This is a genomic window from Actinomadura sp. NPDC049382, from assembly GCF_040677125.1.
Taxonomy (GTDB): Bacteria; Actinomycetota; Actinomycetes; order Streptosporangiales; family Streptosporangiaceae; genus Spirillospora; species Spirillospora geliboluensis.
Genome location: NZ_JBFARO010000047.1, coordinates 29000 through 42664, shown reverse-complemented (window position 1 = coordinate 42664; position 13665 = coordinate 29000). Strand labels below are relative to the sequence as shown.

Genomic DNA, 13665 nt, shown 5'->3' with positions numbered 1-13665 from the left:
CACAACAACGTGGCTTTCACCTGAGCAACTCCGTTTCGGTTCCCGGTCACATCGCCCCCAGCCTGCGGGTGATGACCTCGAAGATCTCGGCCGCTGGCCCGGGCATGTGCATGTCGAAGTGCGTGGCGCGCACGTCGTGCACCTCCAGGGCGCCGAGGACGTACGGCCGCCACAGGCGCGCCCAGGATCCCTGGAGCACCCCCGGGGGCTTGATCTCCGCGTTGAAATACAGCACGTCGCCGCGGTACACCGGCGACTCGAACTCCGCCATGATGTGCATGTTGTTGGTCAGGACCTCCGACATGGCGTCGAGTAGGCCCTCCTGGTCGCCCACGTTCATGAACTGCTTGTGGAAGTCCTCCAGCTCCTTGCGGAACTCGGAGCGGTCCCGGCCGGCCTGCTCCTTGAACTCGCGGCCCGGCAGCGAGTCCAGGATGGCGAGGAAGGCGACCTCGTGGCCGCGCCGGTCGAGCGCGTCCGCGACGGCGTGCACGACGGTCCCGCCGTACGACCAGCCGATCAGGTGGAACGGCCCGTCCGGCTGGATCTCCAGCATCTCGGCGACGTAGTCGTCGACCATCTCCTCCACCGACCCCGGCAGCGTGCCCTCGCCGTCGAGGCCGCGGGACTGCAGGGCGTAGAGCGGCCGGTCCCGCAGATACGGCTCGAAGCTGAAGTACGCCCAGCTCAGCCCGCCTCCGGTGTGGAAGAACCACACGGGAGGCTTCCCCGTTCCGGGATCGCCGTTCAGCGGGAACACGACCCCGAACGGGTCGGCGTGCTCCTGGGGGACGCTGTTGGCGAGGATCAGCGTGCCCAGCTCCGCCACCGTCGGGTACTTGATGACCGTCCTGAGGGGGACGTCGGTCCCGAAACGTTCCCTGATGCGGGCGATGAGCCGGACCGCCAGAAGCGAATGCCCGCCGAGCGCGAAGAAGTCGTCGTCGATGCCGACGCCCTCCAGGCCGAGCAGCTCGCCGAACAGGGCGCACAGCGTTCGTTCGGTCAGGTTGCGCGGCTCCCGGCTGCTCCCGACGCTCGCGTGCTGCGACGGCAGTGCCCGCCGGTCGAGCTTGCCGTTGGGGGTGAGGGGGATCTGCGAGAGCGGGACGAGGGTGGCCGGGACCATGTAGTCGGGGAGGCGTTCGCGCAGGTAGCCGGGCAACTCGGACAGGAGCGGGCCGATCGAGCTCGCCAGCGCCGGGGTGTTGACGCGGATCGTCCCGCCCGTCCCTTGGGGGACGAACCCACCGGAGATGATCCGGTGGCCCGACCTGGACGGGGGCAGCAGCACCGCGTCGAAGGCGTGGACGGAGTCGCCGGACCAGGTGAGGACCGCGTCCCTCCCCTGCCGCCGCGCCCAGTCGGCGAACTCTTGCGGATCGAGCAGGTCGCCGGTGACCGGGACCTCTTCGGCGAGGCGTGCGTTGGGTATCCCGGTCACCCGTACCGGGCCGGCCGCCAGGTCCGCGCGGCGGGCTAGGCCGTCGAGTTCGTCCAGGCCGGACACCTCGGCCCCCCACGCCAGCGCCGGTGCGCTTGTCAGGTCGAGGACGTCGGCCGGGTCCTTGTGCAGGACGACCTCGTAGCGGTGGCGGGTCAGCTCGTTGTGCGCCCTGCCGTCCTTCAGCCGGATGTCCACCGCGACGCCGCGGTCCCGGGCCCAATCGGTGAACCACTGCGGCGCGACCACCAACTCCCGCTCGGCCAGCACCGCCTTCTCCACCAGCGTCCGCAACTGCTCCTGCGAAGCATGCGGATGCGCCGCACGCTGCACCGCCTCCAGCAGCACCCGATGCGTCACCGCGTTGCGGACATCACCCACCACCACCCGCCCGCCCGGCGCCAGCAAACCCATGGCTGCGTCCAGCACTCGTTCCAGGTAGCCGGCGCTGGGGAAGTACTGGACCACCGAGTTCAGCACCACCGTGTCGAAGTGGCCATCCGGCAGCCCCGAGATGTCGTCGGCGGCCTGCGCGCTCAACCGGACACGGTCACCGAACCCCGCCCGCTCCACCTGCCCGCGCACGCGATCCACCACCGTGCCCGAGGTATCAGTGCCCCAGAACTCCTGCACCTCACCGACGATCTCCGCCAGCAGCAGACCAGACCCGACACCGATCTCCAGCACCCGCCTCGGCGCGAAAGCCAGCACCCGCGCCACCGCCGCATCGCGCCACTCCACCATCTCCGCACGCGGGATCGGCTCACCGTCATACGACGACCGCCACAACTGGAAGTCCTCACCCAGCGCCTCATCGCCGGAATCGGTGTAACCGTCGTCGTAGACCTGGCGCCATTCGTCCACTTGGACATCGACATCAGCGGGGGTGTCCGGATCGGGTACCACGTAGCCGACGAGGCGCTTGTCGCCCTCCCGGGCCTCCCGCACCACCACTGCGGCCTGCGCCACCCCGGGGTGCTGAGCCAGTACGTGTTCGATCTCGCCCAACTCGATCCGGAATCCACGGACCTTCACCTGGAAGTCGGTACGGCCGATGTACTCCAACCGTCCGTCGCGGGCGAATCGGACCAGATCGCCGGTGCGGTACATCCGTGCACCGGCAGGACCGAACGGGCACGCCACGAACCGGCCGCATGTCAGCGCCGAACGCCCGAAATAGCCTCTGGCCAGCCCGTCACCGGCGATGTACAACTCCCCCGCCACACCACGCGGGACTGGCCGCAACCGCGCGTCGAGCACATACACCTGGGTGTTTCCGATCGGTGCACCGATCGCCACACCCGACCCGGCCTCGACTGCCGCCATCGTCGACCAGATCGTCGTCTCCGTCGGGCCATAGACGTTCAACACCTCGGCCGCCTGATCGGCCAAAGCCTCGGCAAGAGACACAGGCAGAGCCTCGCCACCCACGAGGACACGCAGACCCTTCACGGCGTCTGTCTCCTGCATCAGCACCATCTGCCAGAACGCCGGCGTCGCCTGCGCCACCCTCACGCCATGGCGCTTCACAACGGCCACCACAGCCGACGGATCAGCGACCGTCTCCCGATCCACAAGCACCACGGCCGCACCGGAGATCAGCGGCAGGAACAACTCCAGTGCCGCGATGTCGAACGAGACCGTCGTCACCGCCAGCAGCCTGTCCTCGGGCGACAACGGGACCCGCCGGCTCATCGTGGCCATGAAGTTCTCCAGGGCACCGCGCGAGACCGCCACACCCTTCGGATTGCCGGTCGACCCCGACGTGTAGATCACATACGCCGTGCTCTTTGGCGAGACGGCCACCGGCGGCGCCGTGTCCGGGAACTCAGAACAGTCCACGTCGCCGTCCAGCACCAGCACCGGATCGGCATCACCGATGATGTAGTCGATCCGCGAACGCGGATGCTCCGGATCGATCGGGACATAGGCCGCCCCGGCCTTCAGCACCGCCAGCAACGCCACCACAAGGTCCGCCGACCGCGGCAGGCACACCGCCACCAGCGACTCCGGGCCCACACCACGATCGATCAGCCAATGCGCCAACCGATTCGCCCGTACGTCCAGCTCTCTAAAAGACAGTGACCCCGCCTCGCCAATCACAGCGGGCGCGTCCGGAGAGATCGACGCCCACCGCGCCACCGACCCCACCAAACCCGGCTCCAACACCGGCTCAACGGTGTCGTTCACCCCATGCAGCAACCACCGACGCTCGTCCTCGTCCACCACATCGACGTCCCCGACGCACATGTCGGGGTCGGTGACCAGCTGGTCCAGGACGCGCGCGAAACGAGTGGTGATGGCCTCGGCCGTGTCCCGATCGAACAGCCTGGTCGCGTACTGGAGGTCGCCGCGCAGCGTCCCCGAGTCGTCCACGGCCATGCTGAAGAAGAGGTCGAACTTGACGGTCGATGTGAGGGCCTGCTCGTACTCCACGTCGAGCCCGGCGAGTTCGAGGCTCCGCCTCTCGAAGTTCTGCCAGGCGAACATCACCTGGAACAGCGGCTGGTAGGCCGCGGAGCGGTCGGGGTTGATCGCCTCGACCAGCGTCTCGAACGGCAGGTCCTGGTGCTCGTAGGCCGTCAGCGCCTTGTCCCGGACCTGCGCGAGCAGGCCGGTGAACGACGGGTCGCCCGACAGGTCCGCGCGCAGCACCAGGGTGTTGGCGAAGAATCCGACGAGGTCGTCCAGCGCTTCGTCGGTCCGTCCGGCGACCGGGCTCCCGATCGTGACGTCGTCGCAGCCGCCGAGCTTGTGCAGCAGCACGGCGAGGGCCGTCTGCAGGACCATCGACATGGTCGTCCCGCGCTCGGCGGCGAGCTTCTCCAGCCTCGCCACCACCGCCGGCTCCACGGCGAAGTCGACCGTGTCTCCGTGCGAACTCGCCTCCGCCGGGCGCGGCCGGTCCAGCGGCAGCGTCAGCGGCTGCGGCACCCCGGCCAGTTCCGTGCGCCAGTAGTCGAGCTGCCGCGCGGCGAGACTGCCCGGGTCGTCGATGTCGCCGAGCAGTTCGCGCTGCCACAGCGTGTAGTCCTTGTACTGGACGGGCAGCGGCTCCCATTCCGGTGAGCGGCCGTCCCGGCGGGCCGTGTAGGCGGTGGCCAGGTCCCGTACGAGCGGCGCGCCCGAGCTGCCGTCCATCGCGATGTGGTGGACGACCAGGACCAGGACGTGTTCGCGCGGAGAGCAGCGGAACAGGGTCGCCCGGACCGGGAGTTCGGCCGCCAGGTCGAACCGGTGGGCGACGGCCTCGTCGACGGCGACGGCCACGTCCGCGGGCGCCACGTCGCGCACCGGCACCCGCGGGGACACCTCCGCCATCGGCAGGATCCGCTGGCGGGGTTCGCCGTCGCCGTCCACCGGATAGGTGGTGCGCAGGATCTCGTGCCGCTCGATCAGGTCGCCGATCGCCGTGACGAGGGCGGCCTCGTCCAGGGGGCCGGTCAGCCGGAACGCCGCCGACATGTTGTAGGTCTCCGACGCCCCCTCCAGCTGGTGCAGGAGCCACATGCGCCGTTGCGCGAACGACAGCGGGATCATTCCTTCACTCCTCTACGGTCATCTTGCGCAGGGCGGGGCGACGCGGAGCGGCCGACTTCTCCGACCACGCGGCGAGCGCGGCCACCGTCGGCAGGTCGAAGAACGTGCGGATGGGGATCTCGACCCCGATCTCGGCGCGGGCGCGGCTGATCAGCCGGGTGGCCAGCAGGGAATGCCCGCCGAGGGCGAAGAAGTCGTCGTCGACGCCGACCTTCTCCAGGCCGAGCACCTCCGCGAACAGCGCGCACAGGGTCCTTTCGCGCGGACTGCGGGGTTCTCGTCCGGTCGTGGCCGGTGCGTGGCCGGGGGCGGGGAGCGCGGCGCGGTCGAGCTTGCCGTTCGGCGTCGTCGGGAACCCGGTCATGGGCACGATCGCCGAGGGCACCATGTACTCCGGTACGCGCTCCCGGAGGAAGCCCTTCAGCGCCTCGACGTCGACGGCGTCCGGGCCCGCCCCGCCGGCCGGCACCGCGTACGCGACGAGCCGCTGATCGCCGGGACGGTCCTCTCGCACGACCGCGACCACCTGCGCGACATCGGGATGTCCGGCGAGCACGTGCTCGATCTCGCCCAGCTCGATCCGGAACCCGCGGATCTTCACCTGGAAGTCGGTACGTCCGATGTACTCCAGCCGACCGTCGCCGCCGTATCGGACGAGGTCACCGGTGCGGTACATCCGCGCACCGGCAGGACCGAACGGGCACGCCACGAACCGTCCGGACGTCAGCGCCGGGCGCCCGAAATAGCCCCGGGCCAGCCCGTCACCGGCGATGTACAGCTCGCCCACGGCGCCGCGTGGAGCCGGGAGCAGCCGCGCGTCGAGGACATACACCTGGGTGTTGCCGATCGGCGAACCGATCGCCACACCCGACCCGGTCTCCACGGCCGCCGCCGTCGACCAGATCGTCGTCTCCGTCGGGCCGTAGACGTTCAGCACCTCGGACGCCTGATCGGCCAAAGCCTCGGCGAGAGGCACGGGCAGGGCCTCGCCGCCCACCAGGACCCGCAGGCCCTTCGCGGCGTTCGGCTCCTGCATCAGGAGCATCTGCCAGAACGCCGGGGTCGCCTGCACCACGGTGACGCCGTGGCGGCGCATCATCGCTCCGGCCGACAGGTCGGCGGCGGCGTCCTCCTCCCCCGCCAGCACGACGGCCGCGCCGGAGATCAGCGGCAGGAACAGCTCCAGTGCCGCGATGTCGAACGAGACAGTCGTGACCGCCAGCAACCGGTCCTCAGGCGACAACGGAACCCGCCGCCCCATCGTGGCCAGGAAGTTCTCCAGTGCGCCCCGCGAGACCGCCACGCCCTTTGGGTCGCCCGTCGATCCCGACGTGTAGATCACATACGCCGTGCTCTCCGGTGAGACGGCCACCTGCGGCGCCGTGTCCGGGAACTCAGAACAGTCCACGTCGCCGTCCAGCACCAGCACCGGATCGGCATCACCGATGATGTAGTCGATCCGCGAACGCGGATGCTCCGGATCGATCGGGACATAGGCCGCCCCGGCCTTCAGCACCGCCAGCAACGCGACCACGAGGTCCACCGAGCGCGGCAGGCGGACGGCCACCGGCGACTCGGGCCGTGCGCCCCGATCGATCAGCCATCCGGCCAGGCGATTCGCCCGCGCGTCCAGCTCCGCGTAGGTCAGCGTCACGCGTTCGCCGATGACGGCGGGCGCGTCCGGTGACATCTCGGCCCGCCGGGCGACCGACTCCACCAGGCCCGGCTCCAGCGCCGGCTCGGCGGTGTCGTTCACCTCGTGCAGCAGCCACCGGCGCTCGTCCTCGCCGAGCACGTCGACGTCCGCGAGACGCGTGTCCGGGTCGGTGACGAACTGGCCGAGGACCCGGGCGAACCGGGCGGCGAGGGCGGCCGCCGCCTCGTGGTCGACCAGGTTCTTCTGGTACTGCATGGACAGGTGCAGCCGCGGGCCGGGCACGGCGGTCAGCGTGATCGGGTAATGCGTGCCGGCGAACGGCCGCGCCCCGGTGACGGCGATGCCGTCCGAGGGCGCGGCCTTGTCGAGCGCGTCGGTGTCGACCGGGAACGACTCGAAGAGCACGAGGGTGTCGAACAGCGCGCTCAGCCCGGTGGCCTGTTGGATCTCCGCGAGGCCGTGGTGCTGGTGGTCGAGCAGCGCGGCTTGGCGGTCCTGCAGCGCGGTGAGCAGCCCGGCGAACGTGTCCCGCTGGTCGCACCGCACCCGGACGGGGATGGTGTTGATGAACAGCCCGACCATGTCGCCGCCGTCCATGAGCGCGGCCGGGCGTCCCGCCACGGTGGCGCCGAACACGACGTCCGCGCGCCCGACAAGTTCCGCGAGCAGCACCCCCCACGCGCCTTGGACGACGGTGTTGAGGGTGACGCCGAGTTGCGCGGCCCGCTGGGAAAGGCCCTCCACGTCCTCGAAGGCCACCTCGATCTGCGCGAAGCCTTCGGAATCGTGCCGCGCACCCGCGTGCGGCACGAGCAGGGTTGGTTCGTCCACACCGTCGAGCTCGGCCGCCCAGGCCCGCACGGCCTCGTCGCGGTCCTGGTGCGCGAGCCACGCCAGGAAGTCGCCGTAGTCGCGCGTGCCGGGCAGATCCGCCGGGTCGCCGTTGGACGCGTAGAGGCCCAGCAGGTCCCGGATCAGCAAGGGCATGGACCAGCCGTCGAGCAGCGCGTGATGGGCGGTCACCACGAGTTCGGCCCGGTCCGACTCCAGCGTGACGAGCGCCAGCCTGATCAGCGGAGGGACGCCGACGTCGAAGTGCGCGGCCCGGTCCTGCGTGAGGAACCGTTCGAACGCCTCGTCTCGGTCGGCCTCGCCCGCCTCCGCCGTCAGATCGAGGTGCCGCCATGGCAGGGGCACCGTTTCCGGCACCACCTGCACGATGTCGCCGTCCGCACGGTCGACGAACGCCCCGCGAAGGTTGGCGTAGCGGCCGAGGAGCGCCTGACCGGCGCGCCGCAGCCGCTCCGGGGCGACCTCGCCGGACAGGTGGAACACCCACTGCGTGTGGTACGCGTCGAACGACGTGCCGACCAGCATCGTGTGGAAGAGCATCCCGGACTGCGCGGGGGTCACCGGCCACACTTCGGACAGCCGGCCGAACCGGCTCTCCCACGTGTCGATCTCCTGTTGGACGACGCCGGCCAGGGGCGCGTCCGACGGGGTCAGGCCGCCCGCGTCCGGTGCCGCCGCATGCCGGGCCAGGGCGGTCAGCGCCTCGGCCCACGCCCCGGCCAGCTCCGACACCTCGCCACGGGACTGCGCACCGGCGGAGAAGGAGAAGCCCGCCGTCAGCCCGCCGTCGTCGGCCACTACATCGATCTCCACCATCGACCGCACCGGCATGCCGTCGCGCGACACGGCCGCCATGTCCCACCCCGTGCCGCGCAGTTCCTCAGGCAGGTCCGCATCGGACGCCCGGCCATGAAAGACGAAGCCGATCTGCGGTTCGCTGCCGTCGGCGGGCTCGGCGGGGGTGCCCGGGGCCGACCGCAGCTGCTCCTTGACGGTCTTGATCGCCCGCCCGGCGGCCGGGCCGCCCGCGAACGCGTCCGCGAGGTCGATCCCGGTCAGGTCCAACCGCGCCGGGAACTCGGCGGTGAACGGCCCGATCGTGCGGGACAGGTCGGCGCCGGGGACCGCGTTCTCCTCCCTGGCCTCGCCCACCACCTGGACGGCCTCCGGGGTCCCCGGCAGGCCGCGCGCCTCGCGCCGGCGGGCCAAGGCCAGTGCCAGGCCGGTGAGGAGGCCGTCGCCGGCACGGGCGCGGAACGCCGAGGGCAGCCGGTCCAGCAGGACCTCCGTGACATCCGCCGGCACCCGGACCCGCACCGTCTCCGCGACGTCGGGCACCCGGCCCGGGTCCCCCGGCGCCTGCCCGCTCTGGATCTGCTTCCACTGCGGCAGTTCCGCGACCTTTCGCGGGTCGGCCGCCTCGTCGCCGAGGGCGTGGGCCCACCTGCGGTACGAGGTCGCTACCCGGGCCAGTACCGGAGTCCCGCCGTCCCGTGCCTGACGCCACGCGAGGACCAGGTCCGGGACGAGGATCCGCCATGAGGCATCGTCCATGACAAGGCGGTGCGCGACCACCAGCAGCCGGTCGGGGCCCGCGTCCGCAGCGAGCCGGACGAACTGCGCCATGACGCCCGTGAACGGTTCCAACCGGTCCGCTGCGGCGGCGAGTTCGGCGGGCACGTCGGCGGCGCCGCCGCGAACCGTCCGCAGCAGCGCGCCGGCGTCCGCGCCGCCGGGTGCCTCGATCACCAGGCCGGGTTCGGCCCGATCGAGCCGGGCGCGCAGCACGTCGTGCCGATCCAGCACCGCCTGCACCGCCGTGACCAGGTCCGGTTCGGCGACGTCCTCGGGCAGGGTCAGGACCCTGGCGGTGCAGGCCCGCTCGATGCCGCCGTTGAGGACGAGACCGTGCGCGACCGGAGGCAGCGGGGCCCATCCGACACCGCCCCCCGGCAGCTCGGCCAGCGCCGGGCCCGCCTCGTCGCGTCCCTCGATCAGCTCCGCCAGCCGGGCGACCGTGCGGTGCTCGAAGATCTCCCGCACGGTGACGGCCAGACCACGGGACCTCGCCCGAGCGACGACCTGGACGGAACGGATGCTGTCACCGCCGAGGGCGAAGTAGTCGTTGTCGATACCGATGCTCTCCAGGCCGAGCACTTCGGAGAACAGGCCGCAGAGCGCCTCCTCCAGCTCGTTGCGCGGCCCCCGGCCGATCGACGCCTGCGTGTGATCCGGCTCAGGCAGCGCTCGCCGGTCGAGCTTGCCGTTGGGGGTGAGGGGGATCTGCGAGAGCGGGACGAGGGTGGCCGGGACCATGTAGTCGGGGAGTCGTTCGCGCAGGTAGCCGGGCAGCTCGGAGAGCAGCGGGCCTATCGTCTTGGCGAGCGCGGGCGTGTTCGCCAGGGCCTTGCCGCCGGTGCCGCTGGGGACGTATCCACCTGTGACGGTCCGGTGCGGGGGCGACAGCACCACGTCGAAACAGCGTGCGTCCTCACCGGACCACGTGACGATTGCGTCCCGTCCTTGCCCGCACGCCGACAGTCGGAGTTCCTCCGGGTCGACCGCCCCGGACAGCCCGGTCTCTTCGGCGAGGCGTGCGTTGGGTATCCCGGTCACCCGTACGGGGCCGTCCGCCAGATCTGCGCGGCGGGCTAGGCCGTCGAGTTCGTCCAGGCCGGACACCTCGGCCCCCCACGCCAGCGCCGGTGCGCTTGTCAGGTCGAGGACGTCGGCCGGGTCCTTGTGCAGGACGACCTCGTAGCGGTGACGGGTCAGTTCGTTGTGCGCTCTGCCGTTCTTCAGCCGGATGTCCACCGCGACGCCGCGTTGCCGGGCCCAATCGGTGAACCACTGCGGCGCGACCACCAACTCCCGTTCGGCCAGCACCGCCTTCTCCACCAGCGTCCGCAACTGCTCCTCCGAAGCATGCGGATGCGCCGCACGCTGCACCGCCTCCAACAGCACCCGATGCGTCACCGCGTTGCGGACATCGCCCACCACCACCCGGCCGCCCGGCGCCAGCAAACCCATGGCTGCGTCCAGCACTCGTTCCAGGTAGCCGGCGCTGGGGAAGTACTGGACCACCGAGTTCAACACCACCGTGTCGAAGTGGCCGCCCGGCAACCCCGAAACGTCATCGGCAGCCTGCGCGCTCAACCGGACACGGTCACCGAACCCCGCCCGTTCGACCTGCCTGCGGACGCGATCCACGACTGTGCCCGAGATATCGGTGCCCCAGTACTCCTCCACGTCACCGACGATCTCCGCCAGCAGCAGACCAGAACCGACACCGATCTCCAGCACCCGCCTCGGCGCGAAAGCCAGCACCCGCGCCACCGCCGCGTCCCGCCACTCCACCATCTCCGCACGCGGAATCGGCTCACCGTCATACGACGACCGCCACAACTGGAAGTCCTCACCCAGCGCCTGGTCATTGGAGGCCGCGTAGCTGTCGTCGTAGACCTGCTGCCATTCGTCGACCTGGACGGCGGGGTCGGCCAGCGCCTCGTCGGGCGCCGGCACCACGTAGCCGACGAGACGCTTGTCGCCTTCCTGCTCCTCCCGCACCACGACGGCGGCCTGTGCCACCTGGGAATGTCCGGCGAGCACGTGTTCGATCTCGCCCAGCTCGATGCGGAACCCGCGGACCTTCACCTGGAAGTCGGTACGCCCGATGTACTCCAGCAGACCGTCCCCGCCGAATCGGACGAGGTCACCGGTGCGGTACATCCGCGCACCGGCAGGACCGAACGGACACGCCACGAACCGGCCCGACGTCAACGCCGAACGCCCGAAGTACCCCCTGGCCAGCCCATCGCCAGCGATGTACAACTCCCCCGCCACACCACGCGGGACCGGCCGCAACCGCGCATCGAGCACATACACCTGGGTGTTTCCGATCGGCGAACCGATCGCCACACCCGACCCGGCCTCCACGACCGCCGCCGTCGACCAGATCGTCGTCTCCGTCGGGCCATAGACGTTCAACACCTCGACCGCCTGGTCAGCCAAAGCGTCGGCCAAGGGCGCGGGCAGGGCCTCGCCACCCACCAGGACACGCAGACCCTTGGCGGCGTCTGTCTCCTGCATCAGCACCATCTGCCAGAACGCCGGCGTCGCCTGCGCCACCTTCACCCCATGGCGCTTCACAACCGCCACCACAGCGGACGGATCAGCGACCGTCTCCCGCCCCACAAGCACCACAGCCGCACCCGAGATCAGCGGCAGGAACAGCTCCAGGGCCGCGATGTCGAACGAGACCGTCGTGACCGCCAGCAGCCGGTCCTCAGGCGACAACGGAACCCGCCGACGCATCGTGGCCAGGAAGTTCTCCAGCGCACCCCGCGAGACCGCCACACCCTTCGGATTGCCGGTCGACCCCGACGTGTAGATCACATACGCCGTGCTCTCCGGCGAGACGCTCACATCCGGCGCCGACTCCGGGCACGCGGCAGTATCAGCCTCGGCTAGCAACTCGGCGTCCAGCACCAGCACCGGGTCCGCGTCTTCGAGGATGTAGTCGATCCGCGAACGCGGATGCTCCGGATCGATCGGCACATAAGCCCCACCGGCCTTCAGTACCGCCAACAGCGCCACCACAAGATCCACCGAGCGCGGCAGAGACACCGCCACCAACGACTCCGCGCCCACACCACGATCGATCAGCCAATGCGCCAACCGATTCGCCCGCGCTTCCAACTCCCCGAACGACAGCGACGCCGCCTCGCCAATGACCGCAGGCGCGTCCGCAGACACCGACGCCCACCGCGCCACCGACCCCACCAAACCCGACTCCAACACCGGCTCAACGGTGTCGTTCACCCCATGCAGCAACCACCGACGCTCGTCCTCGTCCAGGACGTCGACGTCCTCGAGACGCATGCCCGGGTCGGTGATCACCTGCCGCAGGACGCGCACGAACCGCTGGACGATGGCGACGGCCGTGGCGTGGTCGAACAGCTCCGTCGCGTACTCCAGCCGTCCGTACACACCGCCGGACTCGTTCGGGATGATGTTGAAGTACAGGTCGAGCTTCGCGGTGCCGGTGCCCGCCGGGACGGGGGTGGCCCGGAGGTCGGGCATTTCGAGCTGCGGCCAGAGGAACTGCCAGGCCAGCATCACCTGGAACAGCGGCTGGTACGAGGTCGAGCGGTCCGGGTTGAGGAGTTCCACCAGCCGCTCGAACGGCAGGTCCTGGTTGTCGTACGCGGCGAGGGCCTTGTCGCGGACCTGCTCGACGAGCTCGCCGAACGACGGGTTCCCCGGCAGGTCGGCGCGCAGCACCCAGGTGTTGATGAAGAGCCCGATCAGGTCGGTCAGGGCCTCGTCGGTCCGCCCCTCGATCGGGCTGCCGATCGTGACGTCCTCGTCGGCGCCCAGTTTCCACAGCAGTACCGCCAGCGCGGCCTGCGCGACCATGGGCGGTGTGGCGCCCCGGTCCGCGGCCAGCTTCCCGAGCCGGGCGACCAGTTCCGGTTCCAGTTCGAGATCGACATGGCCGCCGTGGTGGCCGGCCACCGCCGGACGCGGCCGGTCCAGCGGCAGCCGCACCGGCTGCGGCACCCCGTCCAGTTCCCGCCGCCAGTAGTCGAGCTGGGACGTGACGATGCTCTCCGGGTCGTCCTGGTCGCCGAGCAGCTCGCGCTGCCACAGCGTGTAGTCCTTGTACTGGACGGGCAGCGGCTCCCAATCGGGCGCCTCGCCCCGGTGGCGGGCCGAGTACGCCGACATCAGATCCCGGAGGAACGGCGTCATCGACGCCCCGTCCGTGGCGATGTGGTGGAAGACGAACACCAGCACGTGGTCCTGCGGGGAGGTGCGGAAGACGGTCGTCCGCAGAGGAAGGTCGGTGTCCAGGTCGAACCCCTCGCACACGGCCTCGTTCATCGCGGCGTCGATCGCGTCAGCGGCCACATCGACCACCCGGAACGGGAGGACCGCTTCCTGCGGGGGCAGGACGCGCTGCTCCGGCGTGCCGTCCTCGTTCTCGACGATCAGGGTGCGCAGGCTCTCGTGCCGGGTCGCGACGTCCGTCACCGCCGCGGCCAGCGCGGCCGTGTCCAGCGGCCCTTCGAGACGCAGAGCGAACGGGAAGTTGTAGGTCGCGGACGGGCCTTCCAGACGGTCGAGGAACCACAGCCGCCGCTGGGCGAAGGACAACGGGATCATCGGC

2 protein-coding genes are annotated in these 13665 nt (G+C 70.6%); both read right to left on the bottom strand.

Annotated features, from left to right (window positions below; all coding sequences use genetic code 11):
- Positions 1-46: 46 nt before the first annotated feature.
- Complete coding sequence (locus tag AB0K34_RS25440) at positions 47-4984, bottom strand: amino acid adenylation domain-containing protein (RefSeq protein ID WP_364551259.1); 4938 nt, start codon at positions 4982-4984, stop codon at positions 47-49.
- 4 nt (positions 4985-4988) lie between these two features.
- The gene (locus AB0K34_RS25435; RefSeq protein ID WP_364551257.1) at positions 4989-13661 is read right to left on the bottom strand and encodes an amino acid adenylation domain-containing protein; all 8673 of its coding nucleotides are present in this window, start codon (positions 13659-13661) and stop codon (positions 4989-4991) included.
- Positions 13662-13665: the final 4 nt, after the last annotated feature.

Bases quoted from the DNA above. Each gene is read 5' to 3' on its own strand.
- AB0K34_RS25435 (WP_364551257.1), bottom strand. From the start codon at position 13,661: ATGATCCCGTTGTCCTTCGCCCAGCGGCGGCTGTGGTTCCTCGACCGT.
- AB0K34_RS25440 (WP_364551259.1), bottom strand. From the start codon at position 4,984: ATGATCCCGCTGTCGTTCGCGCAACGGCGCATGTGGCTCCTGCACCAG.